This window comes from Bradyrhizobium sp. GW821-FHT12B03, assembly GCF_058807535.1.
Window position 1 is genome coordinate 45,035 of record NZ_JBXAQU010000028.1, and the last position, 25,103, is coordinate 70,137.

Below are 25,103 nucleotides of genomic sequence, written 5' to 3' on the forward strand. Positions count from 1 at the left end.
TTCTGCCCCTCACGCGCCCGCCAGCGCCTTCGCGATCGCCCGCAGATCCTGCCAGGCCAGCCGCTTGTACGACGGCGAGCGCAGCAGATACGCCGGGTGGAATGTCGGCAACGCACGGATCGTGCGTCCACCCGTCTCGTAGTCGAACCAGCGCCCGCGGGTGCGCATGATGCCTTCGCGCGTTCCGAGCAGCGTCTGCGTCGAGGGATTGCCGAGCGTCACCAGCACGTCGGGATTCACCAGTTCGATCTGGCGCTGAATGAAGGGCAGGCAGATTTGCGTCTCCTGCGGCGTCGGCGTGCGGTTGCCGGGCGGCCGCCACGGAATCACGTTGGCGATGTAGGCGGTGCTGCGGTTGAGGCCGATGGCTCCGATCATCAGGTCGAGCAGCTTGCCGCTGCGCCCGACGAAGGGCAGGCCCTCGATGTCCTCGTCGCGGCCCGGCGCCTCGCCGACGAACATGATGCGCGCCTGCGGATTGCCGTCGGCAAACACCAGCCTTGTTGCGGTGTGCTTCAGCGCGCAGCCCTCGAAGTTCTGCATCAGCTCGCGCAGCGCCTCCAGCGTCGGCGCGGTGCGCGCAGCCTCGCGTGCCGAGGCGATCGCGACGTCGGGCGCGGGTGCGGCCTCGCCGCGGATGACCGCCGGCGCGGCGGCTGGTCGCGGCGCCTCGACCGGCGCTGTAGCGCGCGGGACCGGAGGCGGGGCGTCCAATTCCGCCAGGCGGTCGATCGGTTCCTCCGCAAGCGCGCAGTCGACTCCGGCCTCCAGATAGAAGGCGAGAAGCTCTCGGACGGTGGGTGCGGGCTCGGGGATCATTTGGAAAGTCAGACTTTTATATCACTTTGGACGGCCTTGCATCCCACCGGAACGCATTTCCATGGTTGTCCTACCCGGAAAAATCGGAAACAAGAGGGCGCAATCGACCAAGGACCGTCTCAAGGGCTGAGATCAGATGAGCACCGAAGAACTTCCCCCGCGCGAATCCATGGAATTCGACGTCGTCATCGTCGGCGCCGGCCCGTCGGGCCTGTCGGCCGCGATCCGGCTGAAGCAGCTCAACGCCGATCTCAATGTCGTCGTGGTGGAGAAGGGCTCCGAAGTAGGCGCGCACATTCTCTCCGGCGCCGTGATCGACCCGGCCGGGCTCGACAAGCTCATTCCGGACTGGCGCGAGGATTCCGATTGCCCGCTGAAGACGCAGGTGAAGGACGACCGCTTCTACTGGATGACGGCCGGCGGCGCGATCAAGCTGCCGGGCTTCATGATGCCGCCGCTGATGGACAATCATCACTGCTACATCGGTTCGCTCGGCAACGTCTGCCGCTGGCTGGCGCGCAAGGCCGAGGCGCTCGGCGTCGAGATCTATCCGGGCTTTGCCGCTGCCGAGGTGCTCTATGACGAGCAGGGCGCGGTGAAGGGTATCGCCACCGGCGACATGGGCATCGGCCGCGACGGCAAGCCGAAGGACTCCTTCACCCGCGGCATGGAATTGCTCGGCAAGTACACGCTGTTCGCCGAAGGCGCACGCGGCAGCCTGACCAAGCAGTTGATTGCGAAGTTCGCGCTGGATTCCAAGAGCGAGCCGGCGAAGTTCGGCATCGGCCTGAAGGAAGTCTGGCAGATCGATCCCGCCAAGCACCAGAAGGGCATGATCCAGCATTCGTTCGGCTGGCCGCTCGACCTGAAGACCGGCGGCGGCTCGTTCCTCTATCACTACGACGACAATCTCGTCGCCGTCGGCTTCGTCGTGCATCTGAACTACGACGATCCGTATCTGTCGCCGTTCGACGAATTCCAGCGTTTCAAGACCCATCCCTCGATCCGTGGCACCTTCGAAGGGGCCAAGCGGCTCGCCTATGGTGCGCGCGCCATCACCGAGGGCGGCTATCAGTCGGTGCCGAAGCTGACCTTCCCCGGCGGCGCGCTGGTCGGCTGCGCGGCCGGGTTCGTCAACGTTCCGCGCATCAAGGGCGTGCACAATGCGATGGGCACGGGGATGCTCGCGGCCGAGCATGTTGTTGCCGCGCTCGCCGCCGATCGGGCCAATGACGAGATCGTCGAGTACGAGAACGCCTGGCGCTCCTCGTCGGTCGGCAAGGACCTGTTCCTGGTCCGCAACGTCAAGCCGCTGTGGTCGAAGTTCGGCACCGTGCTCGGCGTCGCGCTCGGCGGTTTCGATATGTGGTGCAACACGCTGTTCGGCGGCTCGCTGTTCGGTACCCAGTCGCATGCCAAGCCCGACCGTTCGACGCTCGATCCGGCCAAGAGCCACGCGCCGAAGAATTACCCCAAGCCGGACGGCAAGATCTCGTTCGACAAGCTGTCGTCGGTATTCCTGTCCAACACCAATCATGAGGAGGACCAGCCGGTCCATCTCAAGGTTGCCGACATGAACCTGCAGAAGACCTCCGAGCACGACGTGTTCGCTGGTCCCTCGAATCGGTATTGCCCGGCCGGCGTCTATGAGTGGGTCGAGGAGGGCGCGAGCCCGCGCTTCCAGATCAACGCCCAGAACTGCGTCCACTGCAAAACCTGCGACGTGAAGGACCCCAACGGCAACATCACCTGGGTTCCCCCGGAGGGGGGCGGCGGCCCGAACTACGAGGCGATGTAGGAGCAGGTAAGAGCGACCAAGTCAGCGCGACCCGGTCACAAAGCGTGATCTGACGCACGTTCGCGTGAGAACCGGGGCGCGGCCACCTGTCGCGGCCACGATAAGGCCATAGTGGCGGCGTCTTGGGGCGCTCTTGTCCGATTTGGGGCGTTCGGAGGCGATCGCCCGGTCCGAATCCTTGCGGTAAACCGCCAAAAGCGGCATTGTTCGGCCCTGACGGTTCCGGGTCCCGATGTCGCCGGCCGCGTTCGCATGCGATACGGCCTTCTGCAAACCCAGGCACTACCAACTCAAGGCGAGCCCTGATGTTTTCAAATCGTTTCAACCGCTGGACTGTTGCCGCCATCGCCCTCATGGGCACAGCGATCGCGACGGTCCCCGGCAGGGTCCTGGCGCAGACGCCGGATCATCCGTCCGATACGGCGGCGCAGTTTCCGACCCGGAACGATCTGAAGTCGCTCACGACCTCCGGCAGCTATCTCGCCGCCCGCCATGCCAGCGTCGAGCGCGATGCCTCCTCGGCCGCCGCCTTCTACCGCTCGGCGCTCCGGACCGATCCGAAGAACAACGAGCTGCTCGACCGCGCCTTCATCTCGTCGGTCGCCGACGGCGACATCGACGAGGCGGTCAAGCTCGCCGAGCGCATCCTCACCATCGACAAGACCAACCGCGTCGCGCGTCTCGTCGTCGGCGTGCATGACCTCAAGATGAAGAAGTATGCGACGGCGCAGACCAACATCAACCAGTCGATCCGCGGTCCGATCACCGATCTCGTTGCGACGCTGCTGTCGGGCTGGGCCGCCTATGGCGCCGGCGATGCCAAGGGTGGTGTCGCCACCATCGACAAGCTGGCAGGCCCTGAATGGTATCCGCTGTTCAAGGATCTCCACGCCGGCATGATCCTCGAGCTCGCCGGCAAGGAGAAGGACGCCGGCACCCGCTTCGAGCGCGCCTACAAGCTCGACGATTCCATGCTGCGCGTGACCGAGGCCTATGCGCGCTGGCTGTCGCGCAACAAGGATGCGGCCGCGGCGACCACCGTCTACCAGGCCTTCGACAAAAAGCTTGCCCGCCATCCGCTGATCGTGGAAGGCCTGCGCGATACCAAGGCCGGCAAGAAGATGCCGCCGCTGGTCGATTCCGCGCAGGCTGGTGCTGCCGAAGCCCTCTACGGCATCGGCGCCACGCTGACCCGCCGCGGCGGCGAGGATCTGGCGCTGGTCTACCTCCAGCTCTCGCTCTACCTCCAGCCGACCCATCCGCTGGCGCTGCTCTCGCTCGCCGATCTCTATGAATCGGTGAAGCGGCCGCAAATGGCGATCAAGGTCTATGAGCGCGTGCCTGCGACGTCGCCGCTGAAGCGCAATGCGCAGATCCAGCTCGCCATTGATCTCGACTCCGCCGACCGCACTGAAGACGCGATCAAGATCCTCAAGGGTGTCACCACGGACGATGCCAAGGATCTCGAAGCCATCATGGCGCTCGGCAATATCGAGCGTGGCCGCAAGAAGTTCGGCGATTGCGGCGCGACCTATTCGCGGGGTATCGATGTGCTGCCGGCCGGCAACGACAAGGCCAACAGCGTCTGGTACTATTATCGCGGTATCTGCGAGGAACGCTCCAAGGAGTGGAGCAAGGCCGAAGCGGACATGAAGAAGGCGCTCGAGCTGCAGCCCGACCAGCCGCATGTCCTCAACTATCTCGGCTATTCCTGGATCGACCAGGGCGTGAATCTCGATGAAGGCATGAAGATGATCAAGCGTGCCGTCGAGCAGCGTCCCGACGACGGCTACATCGTCGACTCCCTCGGCTGGGCCTACTACCGCATCGGCAACTACGAAGAGGCGGTGAAGAACCTCGAGCGCGCGATCGACCTCAAGCCTGAGGATCCCACCATCAACGATCACCTCGGCGATGCCTATTGGCGCGTCGGCCGCACGCTGGAAGCCAAATTCCAGTGGGCACACGCCCGCGATCTCAAGCCAGAGCCGGATGACCTTCCGAAGATCGAGGCCAAGATCGCCAACGGTATGGCGGACGATTCGAACTCTTCGGCCGCGCAGGCGGACAAGAAGAAGGATGACGGCAAGGGCGGTTGATCTGAGCAAGTTCTGGGGGCTGATCGCCAATGCCGGCGTTGATTGAAGAAGGACGGGCGAAGGTCAATTTGAGCCTTCGCGTCGTCGGCCGTCGTACTGACGGCTATCATGATCTCCAAAGCGTGGTCGCGTTTGCCGACTGCGCCGATCGGCTCACGCTGGAGCCCGGCGGCGAGCTGAAGCTCACCGCGACAGGTCCTCTCGCTGCGGCGTGCGGCGATACCGCAGACAACCTCGTGTTCAAGGCGGCCAAGCTGTTGGCCGAAGCCGTGCCGAACCTGAAGCTGGGGGCTTTCGCTCTCGACAAGGTGCTCCCGGTTGCCGCCGGCATCGGCGGCGGCTCGGCCGATGCCGCGGCGGCGCTGCGGCTGCTGGCGCGCCTCAACAATCTCTCGCTCGACGATCCCCGCCTGCAGAAGGTCGCGCTCGCGACCGGCGCCGACGTGCCGGTGTGCCTGTTGTCGCGCGCCTGCGACATGACCGGCGTCGGCGAGATGTTGCTGCCGCTGGCGCTGCCGAGCATGCCCTGCGTGATGGTCAATCCGCGCGTGCCTGTCGCGACCAAGGACGTGTTCCAGGCGCTGGGCCTGCGCAATGGCGAACTGCTGGTCGGCGCCGCCGACGTGCTCGAAGCGCCGGCCTGGCCGGAAGAGGACGGGTCGGTTGCCGATTGGGTCGACGTTCTCGAAACCGTTGCCAACGACCTCGAAGCCCCCGCAATGCGCATCGAGCCTGTCATCGGCGAGGTGCTGGAGGCCTTGCGCGACTCCGCCGGCGTCAAGCTCGCCCGCATGTCCGGCTCGGGTGCGACCTGCTTTGCGATCTACGGCGCGCCGACCGAGGCCCATGCCGCCGCCGAAAAGATCCGGCGCGATCACCCCGGATGGTGGGTGCATGCGGGGACGCTGAGCTAGGTATTTCCGCGGCGACGGTCCTGTAGGGTGGGCAAAGCGAAGCGTGCCCACCAACTTATTCGTGCAATCGGATGCATGGTGGGCACGGCGCTATCGCGCCTTTGCCCACCTTACGGCAGTGAAGCTAGCCGCTGCCGTCCTCAGCAAGCCCGAGAAACCGCCGGATCTCACCGAGCACCTCTTGCGGCTTGTCATGCTGCAGCCAGTGCCCCGCGCCGGCGATGGTTTCGACGCGCGCCTGCGGGAAGTAGCGCTCCAGGCCTGCCGCCCTGGACCCGCCGAGAAAGCTTTCGCCGGCATTGAGCAGCAGCGTCGGACAGGCGATGCGCGACCAGAGTGCGACATGATCGTCCGGCCAGAGCCGGTGCGGCGCAGAGGCGCGTTGGTAGGGATCGAACTTCCAGCTATAGGTGCCGTCCTCGTTCTGCCGCGCGCCGTGCGTTGCCAGATGCAGCGCGAGCTCGCGGGACAGCCGCTTGTTGTGAAGCACCATCTGCGCCGCCGCGTCCGCGAGGGTCGAATAGCGGCGCGGCGTGCGGTCGTGCAGCTTATCGAGCTGGCCGACCCATTTGCTGATGCGCTCATGCGCCGGCGGCTTGGGCGTGTCCGGCAGCATGGTCACGCCGTCCAGCACGACCAGCTTCGTGACCTGTTCGGGGAATGACCCCGAAAAGATCAGGCTCACCATGCCGCCCATGGAATGGCCGATGAGAGTCACTTGAGGCGCTGCGACGCTGCGGACGAGCTGGGCGAGATCGTAAACATATTCCGTCAGCGCGTAGCTGCCGCCCTTGGTCCAGTCGGAATCGCCGTGACCGCGCAGGTCGGGCGCGATCACGTGGAAGTGCGGTTGCAGCGATCTGGCGATGACGTCCCAGCTGCGGCAATGATCGCGGCCGCCATGGACCAGGAGGAGGGGCGGTGCGCCCGCGTTGCCCCAATCGGCATAATGCAGCCGCAGGCCGTGCGATTCATAGAAGCGGCTTTGCGGGGCGCTAGCCATTGGCCGGCCGCCGTGCCAGCGCGAGCGAGAGACCGAGGCCCGCGATGAAGACGCCGGAGCCCTGGGTGAGACGCCGCATCAGATGCGGCCGCCCGATCAGTTGCGTGCGCGTCGCGGAGGCCATCAGCACCATGACGACATCGGCGAGCGTGTTCAGCGTCACCGAGATCGCGCCGAGCATGATGAATTGCAGCGTCGGGTTCGATCCCGCGGAATCGAGGAATTGCGGAATGAAGGCGAGGAAAAACGCGGCGGTCTTCGGGTTCAGCGCCTCGACCAGCACGCCGTCGTGGAATGCCCGCTTGTCGCCGATCGGCTCGCTTTCCAGCGACAGCGTCCGGCTGGCGCTACGGAAGGTCTTGATGCCGAGCCAGACCAGATAGAGCGCGCCGACGAATTTGACGGCGGCAAACAGCTCGGCGCTGGCGAGAATGATGGCGGAGATACCGAGACTGCCCGCCACCACATGAACCAGCCCACCCAGCGCGGTGCCCGCGGTCGAGGCAAAGCCGCTGCCGCGTCCCTCGGACAAGGTCCGCGCCGCGACGTAGAAGATGCCGGGCCCGGGAATGGCGGCAATGAGACATGCCGCGGCAAGGAACAGCCAGAAATTCGTGTCGGTCATCCTGCTTTGGTAGCGATGCCCGGCGCGATTGCAAGGCCTGTCGTTTAGTCCATCCGGCGGAAGATCACGCTGGCATTCACCCCGCCGAAGCCAAATCCGTTGGAGATGGCGTGCCGCATCTGCATCGGCCGCGCGCGGCCCGAGACGAGGTCGATGCCGTCCGCGCCGGGATCAGGGTTTTCGAGATTGAGCGTCGGCGGCGCGACCTGGTCGCGCAAAGCGAGGATGGTGAAGATCGCCTCCAGCCCGCCGGCGGCGCCGAGCAGATGGCCGGTGGCCGACTTTGTCGCGCTGACCGCGATGCCGTGGTTGCGGCCGAACAGCGCGCCGATGGCGCCAAGCTCGCTCTCGTCACCGGCCGGTGTCGAGGTCGCATGCGCGTTCAGGTGCTGCAAATCCGCCGGCGCGAGGTTGGCCTGCCGTAGCGCGATCTCCATGGCACGGCGCGCACCATCGCCATCGGGCGGGCCTGATGTCATGTGGTAGGCATCCGCCGTCGTGCCGTATCCGACGATCTCCGCGATCGGCGCAGCGCCGCGTGCCAGTGCATGCTCGAGCTCTTCGATCACCAGAATACCCGCGCCTTCGCCCATGACGAAACCGTCGCGGTCGCGATCGAACGGGCGCGAGGCGCGCCTCGGCTCATCGTTGAATCCGCTCGACAGCGCGCGTGCCGCCGCAAAGCCGCCGAGGCTGACGATGTCGATGCAGGCCTCCGCACCGCCGCAGATCGCAACCTCGGCTTCGCCGGCGCGGATCATGCGCGCCGCATCGCCGATCGCTTGGACGCTGGCGGCGCAGGCGGTGACCGGCGTTCCCAGCGGCCCCTTGTAGCCGTGCTGGATCGAGACGTGGCCGGCGGCGAGATTGGCGAGGAAGGAGGGGATCGTGAACGGCGAGAGCCGGCGCACGCCGCGTTGCGCGGTGATGCGCACCGCCTCTGCCATCGCCGGAAAGCCGCCGACGCCGGAGGCGATGATCGTCGCGGTCCGTTCCAGCGCGCTCGCGTCCTGCGGTGTCCATCTGGCCTGCGCGACCGCCTCTGCGGTGGCGAGCAGCGCGAACAGGATGAAGCGGTCCATCTTACGCTGGTCCTTTGGCGCGGCGGCCTGCGCAGGGTCGAAGCCGCCGTCTGCATCATCGGCCTTGTCGGGCACGAGGCCGGCAATGCGCGCGGGAAGCGCCTGTGCCCATTCGGGCAGGGGACGCAGCCCGCTTTGGCCGGCGAGCAGCCGGCGCCAGGACAGTTCGACACCGCAGGCGAGCGGCGATACCGCGCCCATTCCCGTCACGACGATACGACGCATGTCAGTCTCCAGCCGGCGCAACGGCCGGGTTCATGGCCTTGAGCGAAGCGATGCGCCGGCGCATTCCGCGGCTCGCGCGCGGCCCGGCAATTGCGACCGTATTGGCGAGCGTGATGGGCTGCTTGCTGGTGGCGTCGACGACCACGGGATCGAGCGGCCGGACGCCGTCGCGGCTCGCCAGCAGAATGGCTTCGCCCTTCGGCGCGAGATGCTTGTTGCCCCAGGCCAGCAGCGTCGCGATCACGGGGAAGAAATCCCGCGCCTTCTGGGTCAACACATATTCGTAACGCGGCGGCCGCTCGCTGTAGCGCCGGCGCACGAACATGCCCGACGCGGTGAGATGGGCGAGCCGCCGCGACAGGATGTTCGGCGCGATCCCGAGACTTTGCGAGAACTCGTCGAAGCGCGTCGCGCCCTGAAACGCATCCCGCAGGATCAAGATGCTCCACCATTCGCCGACCGTCTCCACGGCGCGGCCGACCGGGCATTCGAGGATGGAGGGGGATTTGGGCTGCATGGCGGGAAGGTAGGAGAGTAACTTGCAAAATGCAAGTCACTGGGCGAGCTGCTCCAGGACGTGGCTGGTGGCGTGCTACGTGATGGCGAGAATCGTGACTACGGGCCTGAATGCGAGTTGGAGGACGGCACTCGCGCACCTTGCTCAGTCATTGCGAGCCCAGCGGAACAATCCAGGTTGTTTCCGCGGAGGGATTCTGGATTGCTTCGCTGCGCTCGCAATGACGATGTGATGCAGCGAGCACCTATCCATCGCCTCAGGCGACAACGGCTTCGCCGTTGCGTGGGGATGACGGGGCCAACAGTGGTGCGGAAGCGACAGGAGCGTCGGATCGCAGCGCCTAATGCGACCGTGCCAGGCAGAACGCGACGACCTGCTCCAGCGCGCTCTTCATCGGCGAGGACGGGAACAGCGCCAGCGCGTCGACGGCCATGGCGCCGTAGTGGTGGGCGCGGCTGATCGTGTCCTCGAGCGCACGGTGCTTGTTCATCAGGCCGATGGCGTGGTCGAGATCGGTGTCGCCGATCTCGCCGCGCTCCAGCGCCCGGATCCAGAAGGCGCGTTCGGTGTCGTTGCCGCGGCGGAAGGCGAGCACGACGGGAAGGGTGATCTTGCCCTCGCGGAAATCGTCGCCGGTGTTCTTGCCGAGCTTTGCGCTCTTGCCGCCGTAGTCGAGCACGTCGTCGACGAGCTGGAAGGCGATGCCGAGATTCATGCCGACCGAGCGGCAGGCGGTCTGCTCCGCCTTCGGGCGGTTGGCGATCACGGGGCCGACCTCGCAGGCGGCGGCGAACAATTCGGCGGTCTTGCCGCGGATCACGGCGAGGTATTCGTCCTCGGTGGTCGCGGTGTTCTTGGCGGCGGCGAGCTGCATCACCTCGCCCTCGGCGATGGTGGCGGCGGCTGCGGAGAGGATGTCCAGTGCGCGGAGCGAGCCGACCTCGACCATCATGCGGAACGCCTGTCCGAGCAGGAAGTCACCGACCAGCACGCTCGCCTCGTTGCCCCAGAGCATGCGCGCCGACAGCTTGCCGCGGCGCATCTCGCTCTCGTCCACGACGTCGTCATGGAGCAGGGTGGCGGTGTGCATGAACTCGACGGAGGCGGCGAGCTTGATGTGGCCGTCGCCGGTGTAGCCGGCAAGGTTCGCCATGGCGAGCGTCAGCATCGGCCGCAGGCGCTTGCCCCCGGAGGAGATCAGGTGGTTGGCGACCTCCGGGATCATGGTCACGTCAGAACCGGTCCGCGACAGGATCGTGGCATTGACGCGCTCCATGTCGCCAGCGACAAGGGCAACCAGCTCTTCGATCGACGCGCCCGGAGTTTCGAAAGGTACGATGACGGCCACGCCGGTCTCCAATATTTGCCCCGGAAGGGCTATTCTGATGGAAATACAATAGAAACTGGAGGCGGATGCGGCAAGGGCCGCGGAACCATTGACATTTGCCGCTTTAGCCCCTTCAGGCAGGAGACCTGCGTTTTGCGTGAACTGGTTCGGACCAACGATATGGTGCTGGTGTCGGCAATCGGCGCGCTGCTCGACGGCGCCAATATCCATCATCTGGTGCTGGACCAGAACATGAGCATCATCGAAGGCTCGCTGGGCATTTTGCCGCGGCGGATCCTGGTCCATGAGGACGACGCCCAGGAGGCCCGGCAGCTGCTGACCGAGGCGGGGCTCAGCCACGAACTGCGCGGCGATGATTGAGGCCGACCTCACCGAGGACGCCTTTCTCGGCGGCCAGTTGCGCCTGAAGCAGAAGCGGTCCGGCCATCGCGCCGGGCATGACGCCATCCTGCTCGCGGCGGCGACGGAGGCGAGAGCGGGCGACCGCGTGGTCGATCTCGGTGCCGGCGTCGGCACGGCCGGGCTGGCGCTGGCGCAGCGCGTGGTGGGGATCAGGCTCGGCCTGGTCGAGATCGATCCGGAACTGGCGGAGCTTGCGCGCGCCAATGCGGCGGCGAACGCGATTGCCGCCGAGACGATCGTGCTCGACGTCACGGCCGATGCGCAGGCCTTCGTGGCACATGGGCTTGTGCCCGACAGCGTCGACATCGTGCTGATGAACCCGCCCTTCAACGATCCCGCGCGGCATCGCGGCTCGCCGGATCAGGCGCGCCACACCGCGCATGTGGCGAGCGAGGAGACGCTGCATGCGTGGGTGCATGCAGCGCGGCGTATCCTCCGATCGAATGGCGCGCTGACATTGATCTGGCGCGCAGATGGGATCACGGAAGTCTTGGCAGCGCTGTCACGCGGCTTCGGCAGCCTGTCGATCCTGCCGGTTCATGGCGAAGCGGGACGGCCCGCGATCCGCGTGCTGGTGCGCGCGATCAAAGGCGGCAGAGCGCCGGCGCGATTGCTGCCGGGCCTCATGCTTAACGACGAGTCACGCGTGCCTAAAAAAGAGGTGAGGGATATTCTGGAAGGGAGGGCGGTCTTGCCGCTCGCGGAGTCGTGACGGCCTACTGCGGCAGCGATTCCGACTGCTGTTCTTGCGGGGACGTAAAGCGAATCGCCGTGAAAAGCGCACCGATCAGCATCAACAGCAGATAGATCTTCATGGCGTTTCCTCCGCTGCTTCATTGCAGCTTCCCAACGGGCAAACTGCAAAACACGTTCCAGGCACTTTCAATGACACTCGCGTGATAAGAAATGGTTAACCAGAGGTAGCGGCATGGCCGAACAATTGAACGATCGTGAGAGTTCCGGCCTGGCCGACAAGCTCATGCAATATCTGCCGGCGCGCTTTCGCCCGGGCATGGCGGTGGTGCCGGTGGTGCGGCTGTCCGGCGTGATCGGTGCGGTGACGCCGCTGCGCCCGGGCATGTCGCTCGCGGGCGTCGCGCGCGTGCTGGAGCGGGCGTTCTCGATGCGGAATGCCAAGGCGGTGGCGCTGGTGATCAACTCGCCCGGCGGCTCGCCGGTGCAGTCGCGCCAGATCTATCTGCGCATCAAGCAGCTCGCGGCCGAGAAGAAGCTGAAGGTTCTGGTGTTCGTCGAGGACGTCGCGGCCTCCGGCGGCTATATGATCGCCTGCGCCGGTGACGAGATCTTCTGCGATCCGTCCTCGATCCTGGGCTCGATCGGCGTGGTCGGCGGCAGCTTCGGTTTCCAGGAGGCGATCAAGCGGCTCGGCATCGAGCGGCGGCTCTACACGGCCGGCGCGCACAAGGCGATGCTCGATCCGTTCCTGCCCGAAAACCCCGATGACGTCGCCAAGCTGAAAGCGATCCAGCGCGAGATCCATCAGATCTTCATTGCGCTGGTGAAGGAGAGCCGCGGCGCGCGCCTGAAGGGCGACGACGACACCCTGTTCACGGGAGAATACTGGGCCGGCGAGAGTTCGATCGCGCTGGGACTTGCGGACGGCATCGGCGATCTCCGCTCAACTCTTCGTGCCCGCTATGGCGAGAAGGTTCTCACCCCCGTGATTGCCCAGCCGACTGGTTTGCTGTCCGGGCTTTTGGGGCGGAAATCGCCCGGCGCGGGGCAGCTTTCGGCCCTGGAATCAATGTCCGGACTGCCGGACGAGCTGATCTCGGCGGTCGAAACCCGCGCGATCTGGGCAAAATTCGGGTTCTAGGGCTCGGCCTCCCGCGCCATTTGGTCCCAAGGAGACTTGAAGCCGAGCCAATTGCGGCGCGGCCCGGTCTGCGCAAGAATGTGTGTGGGGGTTGAGCATTGTGAACAAGGATCGACAGATGCCGCCGTTCGTCGCTTTCGCGGGCGTCCTGGGCGGGCTTGCCGTGGTCCGCTGGGCCTACAAGACCGCCGTCCGGATCAACCAGGAGCTGGAGGAGATGCGCCTCTCACGCGTCGCCGAAGCCACCCATATGGGGGATGTCCAGACGCTGAAGCGTGACCCCGTGACCGGGGCTTACCGGCCAGGTTAGCTCTCTCCGCACGCACGGTGCGCCCCCTCTCCCGCTTGCGGGGGAGGGTTGGGGAGGGGGTCTCTCCGCTAGCGAGACCGCCCAAGAGGACAGAGCCCTCACCCGCGCCTTCGGCGCGACCTCTCCCGCAAGCGGGAGAGGTAAGAAGCGCCCCCTTTGCCTTGATTCCCATCCCCGCCGTCGATACGGTCCCGCGCGATTCAAACCCCCCGCGAGAGCCCGATCTGACGATGGACGCCTCATTGCCCGCCCATATGCGCCCGGAACGCTCGTTCCAGGGCTTCATCCTCGCGCTCCAGCGGTTCTGGGCCGAGCAGGGCTGCGTGATCCTGCAGCCCTACGACATGGAGATGGGCGCGGGGACCTTCCATCCGGCCACCACCTTGCGCGCGCTCGGTCCGAAGCCCTGGAACGCGGCCTATGTGCAGCCCTCGCGCCGGCCCAAGGACGGCCGCTATGGCGAGAATCCGAACCGGATGCAGCACTACTACCAGTTCCAGGTGATCATGAAGCCGTCGCCGCCGAACCTTCAGGAGCTGTACCTGAAGTCGCTCGCCGCGATCGGCATCGATTCCGCCGTGCACGACATCCGCTTCGTCGAGGACGACTGGGAAAGCCCGACGCTGGGCGCCTGGGGCTTGGGCTGGGAGTGCTGGTGCGACGGCATGGAAGTCAGCCAGTTCACCTATTTCCAGCAGGTCGCGGGCTTCGAATGCGCGCCGGTCGCGGGTGAGCTGACCTATGGGCTCGAGCGCCTCGCGATGTATGTGCAGGGCGTCGATCGCGTCTACGACCTCAACTTCAACGGCCGCGACGGTGACGCCAAGGTCACCTATGGCGATGTCTTCCTGCAGGCCGAGCGGGAATATTCGAAGCACAACTTTGAAGTTGCCGACACCGCGATGCTGTTCGAGCAGTTCAAGATGGCGGAAGCCGCGTGCAGAAAGTACCTGGAGGCAGGCTGGAAGGATGGCAAGCGCGAGGCGCATCTGATGGCGCTGCCGGCCTATGACCAGTGCATCAAGGCGAGCCATGTCTTCAATTTGCTCGACGCGCGCGGCGTGATCTCCGTGACGGAGCGGCAGAGCTACATTCTTCGCGTGCGTGAATTGGCAAAAGCCTGCGGCGAGGCCTGGATCCATACTGAAGCGGGCGGAGCGGCCTGATGCCCGATCTTTTGCTTGAACTGTTCTCGGAAGAGATCCCCGCGCGCATGCAGGCCAAGGCGGCCGACGATCTGCGCCGCATGGTCACCGACAAGCTCGTCGCCGAAGGCCTGGTCTATGAGGGTGCGAAAGCCTTTGCGACGCCGCGCCGTCTCGCGCTGACCGTGCACGGCATTCCCGCGCGCCAGCCTGATCTGAAGACCGAACGCCGCGGACCGAAAATGGGTGCGCCCGATGCGGCCGTGCAAGGCTTCCTGAAGGCGACAGGTCTGAAGTCGCTGGATGAGGCCAAGATCCAGCGCGACCCCAAGGGCGACTTCTACATCGCGCTGATCGAAAAACCCGGCCGCGACGCGATCGAAGTGCTTGCGGAGATTCTGCCCGTCATCATCCGCACTTTCCCGTGGCCGAAGTCGATGCGCTGGGGCGCGCGTTCCGGAAAACCGGGTTCGCTGAGCTGGGTGCGTCCGCTGCACGCGATCACCGCGACGTTCGGGCTCGAGACCGAAGAGCCCGATGTCGTGAAGTTCGAGGTCGACGGCATCGCGACCGGCCAGACCACCTACGGCCACCGCTTCATGGCGCCGGCCGCGATCAACGTGCGCCGCTTCGAGGACTATGAAGCGAAGCTCAAGGCCGCAAAAGTCATCCTCGATCCGCAGGCGCGCAAGGACATCATCTTTGCCGACGCCAAGGAATTGACGTTTGCGCAAGGCTTCGAGCTGGTCGAGGATCAGGTGCTGCTGGACGAGGTCTCGGGTCTCGTCGAATGGCCCGTCGTCATGATGGGATCGTTCGAAGCGGAATATCTCGCGATCCCGGACGAGGTGATCCGCGCCACCATCCGCAACAACCAGAAGTGTTTCGTCGTCAAGGACCCGAAGACGGGCAAGCTGACCAACAAGTTTGTCCTCACCGCCAATATCGAGGCGACCGACGGCGGCAAGGTCATCGTCGCGGGCAACGAGCGCGTGATCCGTCCGCGCCTGTCGGATGCGAAGTTCTTCTACGAGACGGACCTGAAGACGAAGCTCGAGGATCGTCTGCCGAAGTTCGCGCAGATCGTGTTTCATGAGAAGCTCGGGACGCAGGCCGCGCGCATCAAGCGCATCGAGCGGCTTGCCGCCGAGATCGCGCCGTTGGTTGGTGCCGATGTCGCCAAGGCAACGCGCGCCGCGCATCTGGTGAAAGCGGATTTGCTGACGGAAGTCGTCGGTGAATTCCCCGAGGTGCAGGGCCTGATGGGCAAGTACTACGCACTGGCCCAGGGCGAAGACGCGTCCGTCGCCGCGGCCTGCGAAGAGCACTACAAGCCGCAAGGCCCCGCCGATCGCGTGCCGACCGATCCGGTCAGTATTGCCGTCGCGCTCGCCGACAAGATCGATACGCTCGTCGGCTTCTGGGCCATCGACGAGAAGCCGACGGGCAGCAAGGACCCCTACGCGTTGCGTCGTGCGGCACTCGGTGTGATCAGGCTGATTGTCGAGAACTCACTTAGGGTTCCTCTCATCGGAACGATGATTCCAGCGTCGTCTGAGTTTCTGAAATTGAAACTCGCATCTGAGACCGAGAGAAAGACTGCCGTGGCGCAAAGTCTGGAGGGCAGTCCGCACTTCCAGGCGAACCTCAAGAAGCTCTTGCAGCGTGAAGAAAAGGCGAGAGAGGTCGATTCACATCACGATGTCATGAGATACCTGCAGAGCTTGTATGACTTGAGTTTCTTCTTCGCCGATCGCCTCAAGGTCCAACTTCGCGAGCAGGGCGCGCGTCACGATCTCGTCGATGCCGTGTTCGCGCTTGGCGGGCAGGACGATCTCCTGATGATCGTCCGACGCGTCGAGGCGCTTGGCAAGTTCCTCGAATCCGACGACGGCAAGAACCTGCTCGCCGGCATCAAGCGCGCGAGCAATATCCTTGGCATCGAGGAGAAAAAGGACAAGCGCACCTTCGACGGCGCGCCGGATGCGGCGCTCTACAGCCTCGGTGAGGAGAAGGCGCTGGCCAAGTCGATCGGCGAGGTGCAAGCGGAAGCAAGTGCTGCGGTCGCCAAGGAAGACTTTGCCGCCGCGATGAGTGCGATGGCGAAGCTGCGTCCGCCGGTCGATGCGTTCTTCGAAAAAGTCCGCGTCAATGACGACGATCCGAAGGTGCGCGAGAACCGGTTGAAGCTGCTGAACGAGATCCGCAGCGCCACGCGCGCGGTCGCGGATTTCTCGAAGATCCAGGATTGAGTGTGCCCCGGACGCTGCGCAGCGCGCCGCGTCTTCGCGGCGTGATGCGCTGCAGAGCCGGGGCCCATGCCGCGGCGTGCTCGGAGCTTCTGGGTCCCGGCTCTGCGCTTCGCTTGACACGCAAGAAAAAAGCCCCGCCCGGCGGGGGGAGACCGGGCGGGGCCTGATGTCCGACTACGCGATGCGCGTCAGCCTGATTTGACGCGCCGGACATCGAGTCGAACGATGCGTTTTCGAGCGACGTGGAGACCAGTTCGCGCAAGGAAAACGCGTCCGAACCAGAGGCTAATCCAGCACCTCGACGATGCGGCGCGAGCGCGGCTCGACCAGCACGGTCTCGCCGTTCACGACGGTGTAGCGATAGGTGGTGGCGCCGAAACGTTGCGGCACGTCATAATAGGTGACGCCGCTCTCGGGTAAGGTGGCTCCAACCACCACGCGGTCCGGAATGCGGAAGGCCGGCACACGTTGTTCGACGACATAGTCACGAAAGGCGGGTCGTTGTTCGACCTCAATGGTCGGGCCGCCGTCGACCACGACGGGTGCGCGTCCCACCGTATTTTGTGCCTGTGCCGAGATCGGCGCACCGTGCGCGACGCCAAGCGCGGCGAGAGCGAGAATCCTGTTCCGCATGGGCAACTCCTTCGACATGATTTCAGCCGGCGCCAGTGGCGCGACCGGTTGCCAATGCTGCGACGCGCCCGATGTTCCGGAAAATGCCTTGCCGTATCAGCGGCATTTTCGGGCAGTTTTCGCGAAGCCGGGAACTCCCACGACCCCCAGTGCGTCTCTACCCGCGGAACCGGGTCCGCTATGATCCGCCCGCGATTCGCCTCACCTCCACGGAAAGATAATTCATGCACATCACCGTCGCCCACATTTCGCCGATCCTGTCGTTGATTGCGGGCGTGCTCATTCTGATCATGCCACGGCTCCTCAACCTCATCGTCGCGATCTTTCTCATCGTAAATGGTGCGATTGGGCTCGGATTGTTGAAGTGGCTCCATCTCTAGGCCTTCATTTTCCGGAACTCTTCGACTTGCGCGGGCCTGCCCAAAGTGGTGTAAGGCGCGCGATTTCCCTTTCCTCTCGCAGGTTGTGTGCAAGCTATGGCCAAAGCCGCCTCGAAGCCCAATAAAACTCCAGCGAAATCAAAGTCCTCCGCCAAGGCGAAAGCCGCACCGGCGGCCCGCAAGGCGCTTCCCAAGAGCGCCTCGAAGCCGGTTGCCAAGGCTGTTGCCAAGTCGGCTGTGAAGCCCGCCGCCAAGGCTGTCGCAAAGGCTGTGACCAAGCCGGTCGCGCCAAAGGCCGTGAAACCGGCACCGGGCAAGGCTGCACCAGCCAAGACTGCACCAACCAAGACGGCGGCGGCTGCGGCCAAGGCCGGCAAATGGGTGTTCACATTCGGTGACGGCAAGGCCGAGGGCCGGACGGAGATGCGCGACCTGCTCGGCGGCAAGGGCGCCAACCTCGCCGAGATGGCCAATCTCGGCCTTCCCGTGCCTCCCGGCTTCACCATCCCGACCTCGGTCTGCACCTATTTCTACGCGCACGACAAGTCCTACCCGAAGGAATTGCAGTCGCAGGTTGAGAAGGCGCTCGACCATGTCGGCAAGTTGACCGGCAAGGTGTTCGGCGACACCAAGAACCCGCTGCTCGTCTCCGTGCGCTCCGGTGCGCGCGCCTCGATGCCGGGCATGATGGACACCGTGCTCAATCTCGGCCTCAACGACGAGACTGTGGAAGCGCTCTCGGAATTGTCGGGCGACCGCCGCTTCGCCTATGACAGCTACCGCCGTTTCATCACCATGTATTCCGACGTGGTGCTCGGCTTCGAGCATCATCACTTCGAGGAAATCCTCGACAGCTTCAAGGACAGCCAGGGCTACACGCTCGATACGGATCTCTCCGCCGAGGATTGGGTCGATCTGGTCGGCAAGTACAAGGACGCCGTCGCGCGCGAGACGGGCAAGGACTTCCCGCAGGATCCGCACGACCAGCTCTGGGGCGCGATTGGTGCCGTGTTCTCATCCTGGATGAACGCGCGCGCGGTGACCTACCGCAAGCTGCACGACATTCCGGAATCCTGGGGCACTGCGGTCAACGTGCAGGCCATGGTGTTCGGCAACATGGGCGAGACGTCGGCGACCGGCGTTGCCTTCACCCGCAATCCCTCGACCGGCGAGAGCAAGCTCTACGGCGAGTTCCTGATCAACGCGCAAGGTGAGGACGTGGTGGCGGGCATCCGCACGCCGCAGGACATCACCGAGGAGGCGCGGAAGGAATCCGGCTCCGACAAGGCGTCGATGGAAGCGGCGATGCCGGAGGCCTTCAAGGAGCTGACGCGCATCTACACGCTGCTCGAGAAGCACTACCGCGACATGCAGGACATGGAGTTCACGGTCGAGCAGGGCAAGCTGTGGATGCTCCAGACCCGCGGCGGCAAGCGCACCGCGAAGGCCGCGCTGCGCATCGCGGTTGAACTGGCCAATGAGGGCCTGATCACCAAGAAGGAAGCGGTGACGCGGATCGATCCGGCCTCGCTGGATCAACTGCTGCATCCGACCATCGATCCCAACGCCAAGCGCGACGTGATCGCGACCGGCCTGCCGGCTTCGCCTGGTGCTGCCTCCGGCGAGATCGTGTTCTCCTCGGACGAAGCGGCCAAGCTTCAGGCCGACGGACGCAAGGTGATCCTGGTCCGCATCGAGACCAGCCCGGAAGACATCCACGGCATGCACGCCGCCGAAGGCATCTTGACCACGCGCGGCGGCATGACCTCGCACGCGGCGGTCGTCGCCCGCGGCATGGGCAAGCCCTGCGTCTCCGGCTGCGGCACCATCCGCGTCGATTACGGTCGCGGCACCATGAGCATCGGCTCGCGCACCTTCAAGACCGGCGACGTCATCACCATCGACGGCTCGCTCGGCCAGGTGCTCGCCGGCCGCATGCCGATGATCGAGCCGGAACTGTCCGGCGAGTTCGGCACGCTGATGAAGTGGGCCGACCAGGTCCGCAAGATCGGCGTCCGCGTCAATGGCGATACGCCGGATGACGCCCGCACCGCGATCAAGTTCGGCGCGGAAGGCATCGGCCTCTGCCGCACCGAGCACATGTTCTTCGAAGAGACCCGCATCCGCACCGTGCGCGAGATGATCCTCTCCGAGGACGAGCAGTCGCGCCGCGCCGCGCTCGCCAAGCTCTTGCCGATGCAGCGCGCCGACTTCGTCGAGCTGTTCGAGATCATGAAGGGCCTGCCCGTCACGATCCGCCTGCTGGATCCGCCGTTGCACGAGTTCCTGCCGCACACCCATGCCGAGGTCGAGGAAGTGGCGCGCGCCATGAACACCGATCCGCGGCGCCTGGCCGACCGTGCGCGCGAGCTCTCGGAGTTCAATCCGATGCTCGGCTTCCGCGGCTGCCGTATCGCGATCGCCTATCCTGAGATCGCCGAGATGCAGGCGCGCGCGATCTTCGAGGCGGCGGTCGAGGCCGAGAAGCGCACCGGCAAGGCCGTCGGCCTCGAGGTGATGGTGCCGCTGATCGCGACCAAGATGGAGCTCGATCTCGTCAAGGCGCGCATCGACACCACCGCGAAGGCGGTGATGCGCGACAGCAATACCAAGATCGCCTATCAGGTCGGTACCATGATCGAGCTGCCGCGCGCCTGCCTGCTGGCCGCCGAGATCGCCGAGAGCGCGGAGTTCTTCTCGTTCGGCACCAACGATCTGACGCAGACCACCTACGGCATCAGCCGCGACGATGCGGCGAGCTTCCTCGGCACCTACGTGTCCAAGGGGATCCTCCCGATCGATCCCTTCGTCGCGCTGGACCAGGAAGGCGTCGGCGAGCTCGTGAAGATCGGCGTCGCGCGCGGCCGCAAGACGCGCCCCTCGCTCAAGGTCGGCATCTGCGGCGAGCACGGCGGCGATCCCGCTTCCGTCGCCTTCTGCCACAATATCGGCCTCGACTACGTGTCGTGCTCGCCCTACCGCGTGCCGATCGCGCGTCTCGCCGCGGCGCAAGCCGCGCTCGGCAAGGCGGTGGCGAGCCAGGCGTAAGACGATTTGAAATGCTGATGCGAAGAGGCGGGGCCAAACCCCGCCTCTTTCATTTTGTACGACGCTGCATCCTGCCGTCATTGCGAGCTGCGCTCGCAATGACGAGGTTGTTGCACGCGCATGCCGCCACACTCTCGGTGTCATCGCCCGCGAAGGCGGGCGATCCACTACGCCGGGACGTCAGTGATTGAGCCGAGAAGCCGCAGCGTACTGGATGCCCCGCTTTCGCGGAGCATGACAGCAGTTGTTGTCGAAGCACTTCCTGCAACACCGGGAACCCATCGCGCGTCCCGTAATGATACGTGGGCGCAAGAGTTCCTTCACCATTCGCGTTGACCAGATGTTTACCGCTTCACGTCAGGCGGCATTTACCAATGCGCATCATTCCCCCGTGAAAACACCTGCGATCGCTTGAGTGTGCCGCGCGCGCAACGCCGATTAACGCCCCGGCAACCTAAATTAGATACTTACGAGAAAGATCGAATTGCACGGATGTACTGCCGTTCGATTTTTCTGGCGTAAGCGTAGCGTGAGCGTATCGATGTCAGTGTTGCGTAACCATCCGAAGGGCGCGCGGTTCGCGTCCTTCGGCATCGGTCTCTGCATCTTCGCATTGATGCCGAGAGAGACCGGCTATCAGGACATTGCCTCTTTGCTGGCACGCCAACCCGGCGTCGCCGAGCGTTGGCAGAAGCAGGTGTATTCCGCGGCGTCCTCGATCCAGCTCGCCACCTACAGTTTCTCCCGTCCCATCGGCACCTCGGTTCCGCAGAGCGCAATGGTTCGCCTCGCGAGCCTCGATGGCCGCGACGTCACCGGCGCGATCAGCCGCAATCCGGCGCTCCAGGCGCCGCCGCGCTACCAGGCAGCGGATTTTCCCAAGGTCGATCGCTCCATGAAGGGTGATCGCCTCTCTGTCGTTGTGCCGGCGACGTCTCCCGACGCTGCCGCACCGGCCGCAGCTCCTGCGCAGGAAGATCCCGCGACGTCGAACAGCTCGGTGTTCGGCGCCAAGACCGCCGCGTTGCCGCAGGCGATGTCGCAAGCAATGTCGCCGGAGTCCGCGGCCGCGCTCGACCCCGAGCTCCAGGAAGCGCTGCGTGCGCCGCCGCTGCCGCAATATGCCAATCCGCCGAAGGCGAGCGATCTTGCGCGCTCGTTCGCGGTTCAGCCGCTCGAGGCGCTGAAGCGGGCCACCGCGCCGGCCGCGCCTGCGCGCGATCCCTTCAGCGTCAAGACCTCGAACCTGTTCTTCGGCAGCTCCTCGCTCGGCGGCGGTCTCGAAAGCATCGAGAGCTGGCAACCCGGCGCCGAGCCGTTGATCGTGATGCCCGACCCCGACATGAAGGTGACGGCCTCACTGATGCCGCCGACGGAAGAGATCGCCAAAGATATCGAAAGCGGCGAGAGCGTCGCGCCGAAGGGCGAGGTCAATGCCGACAATCAGCGCACGAGGTCACCGGCGGAGCGGCTCGCACTCGACGACAAGTCGCGCGCCAAGTCCGAGAAGTGCCTGGCCGAAGCCGTCTACTTCGAGGCCCGCGGCGAGGCCGTGCGCGGCCAGATCGCGGTCGCGCAAGTCGTGATGAACCGCGTGTTCTCCGGCAAATACCCCGACACCGTGTGCGGCGCGGTCTATCAGAACAAGCACCGCCACCTCGCCTGCCAGTTCACCTTCGCCTGCGACAACAATGCCGACGTGATCCGCGAGCCCGAAATGTGGGAACGCGCCAAGAAAATTTCGAAGGCAATGCTCGACGGCCAGATCTGGCTGCCGGAAGTCGGCAAGTCCACGCACTACCACGCCTATTGGGTGCGCCCGTCCTGGGTCGCCGAGATGAAGAAAATGTACAAGACCGGCGTGCACACCTTCTACCGTCCGCGCGCCTGGGGCGACGGCCGCGAGGAACCGAGCTGGGGCTCTCCGGCCCAGACCGCCGCGCTCTCCGCTGAACTCGCACAGGAAGCCAAGAGCTCCGCCGAGATGGGCGCGAGCGAGCGGCGGTAGTCAGCCACAGGAGTTCGTCATGCCCGGGCTTGTCCCGGGCATCCACGTTCCCTGTGCTGCGGGGCGAGGCGTGGATGGCCGGGACGAGCCCGGCCATGACGTTGTGGAGGCATCAGCGCTCCAATCACGCCTCGATATCCAGTGCACAATCAAAATTCGGCGCGGAATGCGTCAGTGCGCCGGATGAGGCGTAATCCACACCGGTCGCGGCGATTGCCGCAATCGAGTCGAGCGTGACGCCGCCTGACGCCTCCAGCGTGACGCGGCCTTCGCTCATCCGCACAGCCTCGCGCAACGTCGCGAGGTCCATGTTGTCGAGCAGCACGGCGTCAGCCATCCTCGTGTCCAGCACTTCGCGCAGCTGGATCAGCGTATCGACCTCGATCTCGATCTTGACGAGATGGCCGGCGTGCGCGCGCGCTCGCTCCAGCACGGGGCGGATGCCGCCGGCGACCGCGATGTGGTTGTCCTTGATCAGGATCGCATCGTCGAGCCCGAAGCGGTGGTTGAAGCCGCCGCCGCAGCGCACGGCGTACTTTTCCAGTGCGCGCAAACCCGGCGTGGTTTTTCGCGTGCAGCAGATCCGCATTCTCGTGCCCTCGGTGCGCGCGACGTAGTCGGCCGTCAGCGTCGCGACGCCCGACAGCCGGCCGACGAAATTCAGCGCGGTCCGCTCCGCCGTGAGGATGGCGCGCGCGGGACCGGAGATCGTCAGCACATGCTGCCCGCGGGCAACGCGTGCGGCGTCGCGGACATGCGCCCGCACCTCGATGTCGGGCGAGAGCTTTTGCAGCGTCGCCAGCGCCGGCGGCAACCCCGCGATTACGCCGGACTGGCGCGCGACGAGGACGGCTTGTGCCTTTGTTGCTTCGGGGATCGTCGCGAGCGAGGTGATGTCGCCGGCGCGGCCGAGATCCTCGTCGAGCGCGCGATGCACGGCCTCGTCGATCGCGAGTGGTGAGAGGAAAGCATCTGGATAGAGCAGAGAGGTCGGGGTGATCATAAAAGACTCCGTCAAGCGATCATGGGTTGCGCAATGCGCGGCGACGTACGGTCGTTCAAGCTGTCTGCCACCTCGCGCACCGCGGCGAGCGTGGTCATCGTTCTCTGCGCCAGCGCGGGGACATCGGCCGGATGATCGATGCGGAAATGCGCGCCGCGGCTCTCGCGCCGCATCCACGCCGCAGCAGCGACGAGCAGGGCGGAAATCGCCATGTTGCGAACAGCAACGCTGCTGGCCTCGCGTTCGAGCGCGGCAAAGCTGCGCGCCGCTTCTGCAAGCCCGTCGTCGTCGCGGATGACGCCGACATGTGCACTCATCGTCGCGCGCAGCAGCTTCACGGCCGCGGCATCCGGTGAGTTGCCGCGCGACGTCACCAACGCATCGGGGAGGCGGGCAGGTGAAGGGATCGCGCGGCCGGCGATGTCGTCGGCGATCCGCGCGGCGTAGACCACGGCCTCCAGCAGCGAATTCGAGGCGAGGCGGTTGGCACCATGCGCGCCGGTGGACGACACTTCGCCGCCGGCCCAGAGCCCGTCGATCGAGCTGCGGCCGCGCGCGTCCACCGCAATGCCGCCCATGTGGTAGTGCGCGGCCGGCGCGATCGGGATCGCCTGCGTGGCGGGATCGATGCCGGCGGCGATGCAGCTCGCATGCACCGTCGGGAATTTCTCGGCGAAGCGCGCGCCGAGCGCTTGCCGCGCGTCGAGGAAGGCGTCGCGCCCGGCCGCGATCTCGGCGAACACGCCGCGGGCCACGATGTCGCGCGGCGCGAGCTCGGCGAGCGGATGGCGCGCCAGCATGAAGCGCTCATTATTGCCGTTGATCAGCGTGGCCCCTTCACCACGCAGCGCCTCCGTTGCGAGCGGCGCCGGATCGCGGCCGACCATGATGGCGGTTGGATGGAACTGCACGAATTCAGGATCGGCGATCACGGCGCCTGCGCGCGCGGCGATCGCAAGGCCAGATCCGCTCGCTTCAAACGGATTGGTGGTGACGGCATAGAGATGGCCGAGGCCGCCGGTCGCGAGCACCACCGCGCGAGAGGCGAGCAGGACCGGTCGTGCCGCGGGATTGCCGACCTCGCGCAATTGAAGGCCGGCAACAGTGCCGTCCTCCGTCAACAGGGCTTCGGCGACAAAGCCTTCGATCAGCCGGATCGACGGCGTGCGGCGCACGGCCTCGCTCAGGGCGGCGATGATCGCAGCGCCCGCGCCGTCGCCGCGCACATGCACGATGCGGCGCGCCGAGTGTGCGGCTTCCCGCCCGACGGCGAGCCTGCCCTCGAGATCGCGGTCGAACGGCACGCCATAGACGAGCAGGTCGTGGATGCGCGGCGCAGCCTCGCGGGCGATGCCGAGCGCGACCGCCTCGTCGACGAGGCCGCCGCCGACGGCGATGGTATCGGCGGCGTGCGCCTCCGGCGTATCGCCTTCGGCCACCGCCGCGGCGATGCCGCCTTGCGCCCAGGCGGACGAGGCGCCCTGTCCGAGCGGTGCCGCGGAGATCAGCGTCACCGGCCGCGGTGCCAGCTTCAGCGCGCAGAACAGTCCGGCGAGGCCGCCGCCGACGATGACGACGTCATCGGTCGTGCGGGTGAGGTTGGGGATGTTTGTCATGGCTATCTCCTCATCGTCGTCCCGGCCTTCGCCGGGACG

At 65.6% G+C, this 25,103-nt stretch carries 21 protein-coding genes; 12 read left to right on the forward strand and 9 right to left on the reverse strand.

Going from position 1 to position 25,103, the window contains the following annotated elements:
- Positions 1-9: 9 nt before the first annotated feature.
- Complete coding sequence (locus tag AC1RUR_RS35560) at positions 10-819, reverse strand: uracil-DNA glycosylase (RefSeq protein ID WP_492852795.1); 810 nt, start codon at positions 817-819, stop codon at positions 10-12.
- A gap of 136 nt (positions 820-955) precedes the next feature.
- Between AC1RUR_RS35560 and AC1RUR_RS35565 the strand changes: the two genes are divergently transcribed.
- The 3 genes from AC1RUR_RS35565 (at position 956) to AC1RUR_RS35575 (ending at position 5,630) form a co-directional block, all read left to right on the forward strand.
- Entirely contained in the window at positions 956-2,617 is a 1,662-nt protein-coding gene (locus AC1RUR_RS35565) for an electron transfer flavoprotein-ubiquinone oxidoreductase (protein ID WP_492852796.1), read from the forward strand.
- A gap of 305 nt (positions 2,618-2,922) precedes the next feature.
- The gene (locus AC1RUR_RS35570; RefSeq protein ID WP_492852797.1) at positions 2,923-4,716 is read left to right on the forward strand and encodes a tetratricopeptide repeat protein; all 1,794 of its coding nucleotides are present in this window, start codon (positions 2,923-2,925) and stop codon (positions 4,714-4,716) included.
- A gap of 29 nt (positions 4,717-4,745) precedes the next feature.
- Entirely contained in the window at positions 4,746-5,630 is an 885-nt protein-coding gene (locus tag AC1RUR_RS35575) for a 4-(cytidine 5'-diphospho)-2-C-methyl-D-erythritol kinase (protein WP_492852798.1), read from the forward strand.
- A 124-nt stretch (positions 5,631-5,754) separates the two neighbouring features.
- Here AC1RUR_RS35575 and AC1RUR_RS35580 read toward each other — a convergent pair whose 3' ends face one another.
- The 5 genes from AC1RUR_RS35580 to AC1RUR_RS35600 form a co-directional block, all read right to left on the reverse strand.
- On the reverse strand, positions 5,755-6,633 hold the full coding sequence (locus AC1RUR_RS35580) for an alpha/beta fold hydrolase (RefSeq protein ID WP_492852799.1): 879 nt from the start codon (positions 6,631-6,633) through the stop codon (positions 5,755-5,757).
- Positions 6,626-7,258, reverse strand: a complete 633-nt coding sequence (locus tag AC1RUR_RS35585; RefSeq protein ID WP_492852800.1) for a LysE family translocator — start codon at positions 7,256-7,258, stop codon at positions 6,626-6,628. Before AC1RUR_RS35585 ends, AC1RUR_RS35580 begins: the two co-directional genes overlap by 8 nt.
- Before the next feature lie 44 nt (positions 7,259-7,302).
- Complete coding sequence (gene fabF, locus AC1RUR_RS35590; RefSeq protein WP_492852801.1) at positions 7,303-8,565, reverse strand: beta-ketoacyl-ACP synthase II; 1,263 nt, start codon at positions 8,563-8,565, stop codon at positions 7,303-7,305.
- Position 8,566: 1 nt separating this feature from the next.
- Complete coding sequence (locus tag AC1RUR_RS35595; protein WP_492852802.1) at positions 8,567-9,082, reverse strand: winged helix-turn-helix transcriptional regulator; 516 nt, start codon at positions 9,080-9,082, stop codon at positions 8,567-8,569.
- A 340-nt stretch (positions 9,083-9,422) separates the two neighbouring features.
- The gene (locus tag AC1RUR_RS35600; protein WP_211386775.1) at positions 9,423-10,430 is read right to left on the reverse strand and encodes a polyprenyl synthetase family protein; all 1,008 of its coding nucleotides are present in this window, start codon (positions 10,428-10,430) and stop codon (positions 9,423-9,425) included.
- A 132-nt stretch (positions 10,431-10,562) separates the two neighbouring features.
- Here AC1RUR_RS35600 and AC1RUR_RS35605 point away from each other — a divergent pair, with 132 nt between their 5' ends.
- The 6 genes from AC1RUR_RS35605 (at position 10,563) to glyS (ending at position 16,376) form a co-directional block, all read left to right on the forward strand.
- Positions 10,563-10,790, forward strand: a complete 228-nt coding sequence (locus tag AC1RUR_RS35605) for a putative signal transducing protein (RefSeq protein WP_011085319.1) — start codon at positions 10,563-10,565, stop codon at positions 10,788-10,790.
- Entirely contained in the window at positions 10,783-11,544 is a 762-nt protein-coding gene (locus tag AC1RUR_RS35610; RefSeq protein WP_492852803.1) for a tRNA1(Val) (adenine(37)-N6)-methyltransferase, read from the forward strand. The genes AC1RUR_RS35605 and AC1RUR_RS35610 overlap by 8 nt, the downstream gene beginning before the upstream one ends.
- 216 nt (positions 11,545-11,760) lie before the next feature.
- Entirely contained in the window at positions 11,761-12,669 is a 909-nt protein-coding gene (locus AC1RUR_RS35615) for a S49 family peptidase (RefSeq protein ID WP_492852804.1), read from the forward strand.
- 118 nt (positions 12,670-12,787) lie between these two features.
- The gene (locus AC1RUR_RS35620) at positions 12,788-12,979 is read left to right on the forward strand and encodes a hypothetical protein (RefSeq protein ID WP_492852821.1); all 192 of its coding nucleotides are present in this window, start codon (positions 12,788-12,790) and stop codon (positions 12,977-12,979) included.
- 230 nt (positions 12,980-13,209) lie between these two features.
- Positions 13,210-14,145 carry a glycine--tRNA ligase subunit alpha gene (locus tag AC1RUR_RS35625; RefSeq protein WP_492852805.1) on the forward strand — a complete coding sequence of 312 codons (936 nt, stop codon included), beginning with the start codon at positions 13,210-13,212 and terminating at the stop codon, positions 14,143-14,145.
- Positions 14,145-16,376 carry a glycine--tRNA ligase subunit beta gene (gene glyS, locus AC1RUR_RS35630; protein ID WP_492852806.1) on the forward strand — a complete coding sequence of 744 codons (2,232 nt, stop codon included), beginning with the start codon at positions 14,145-14,147 and terminating at the stop codon, positions 16,374-16,376. The genes AC1RUR_RS35625 and glyS overlap by 1 nt, the downstream gene beginning before the upstream one ends.
- A gap of 285 nt (positions 16,377-16,661) precedes the next feature.
- Here glyS and AC1RUR_RS35635 read toward each other — a convergent pair whose 3' ends face one another.
- The gene (locus AC1RUR_RS35635) at positions 16,662-17,009 is read right to left on the reverse strand and encodes a DUF1236 domain-containing protein (protein WP_492852807.1); all 348 of its coding nucleotides are present in this window, start codon (positions 17,007-17,009) and stop codon (positions 16,662-16,664) included.
- Positions 17,010-17,233: 224 nt separating this feature from the next.
- Here AC1RUR_RS35635 and AC1RUR_RS35640 point away from each other — a divergent pair, with 224 nt between their 5' ends.
- The 3 genes from AC1RUR_RS35640 (at position 17,234) to AC1RUR_RS35650 (ending at position 22,445) form a co-directional block, all read left to right on the forward strand.
- Complete coding sequence (locus AC1RUR_RS35640) at positions 17,234-17,389, forward strand: DUF3096 domain-containing protein (RefSeq protein ID WP_018648785.1); 156 nt, start codon at positions 17,234-17,236, stop codon at positions 17,387-17,389.
- Between the two features lie 96 nt (positions 17,390-17,485).
- Positions 17,486-20,437, forward strand: coding sequence for a pyruvate, phosphate dikinase (gene ppdK, locus AC1RUR_RS35645; RefSeq protein WP_492852808.1), 2,952 nt, complete (start codon positions 17,486-17,488; stop codon positions 20,435-20,437).
- Between the two features lie 541 nt (positions 20,438-20,978).
- Positions 20,979-22,445, forward strand: a complete 1,467-nt coding sequence (locus AC1RUR_RS35650; protein WP_492852809.1) for a cell wall hydrolase — start codon at positions 20,979-20,981, stop codon at positions 22,443-22,445.
- Between the two features lie 124 nt (positions 22,446-22,569).
- Here AC1RUR_RS35650 and nadC read toward each other — a convergent pair whose 3' ends face one another.
- Together nadC and AC1RUR_RS35660 are read right to left on the reverse strand one after the other, a co-directional pair.
- Positions 22,570-23,448 carry a carboxylating nicotinate-nucleotide diphosphorylase gene (gene nadC / locus AC1RUR_RS35655; protein ID WP_492852810.1) on the reverse strand — a complete coding sequence of 293 codons (879 nt, stop codon included), beginning with the start codon at positions 23,446-23,448 and terminating at the stop codon, positions 22,570-22,572.
- 11 nt (positions 23,449-23,459) lie between these two features.
- Positions 23,460-25,064: an L-aspartate oxidase gene (locus AC1RUR_RS35660; RefSeq protein ID WP_492852811.1), complete on the reverse strand. Its 1,605-nt coding sequence runs from the start codon at positions 25,062-25,064 to the stop codon at positions 23,460-23,462.
- Positions 25,065-25,103 lie beyond the last annotated feature (39 nt).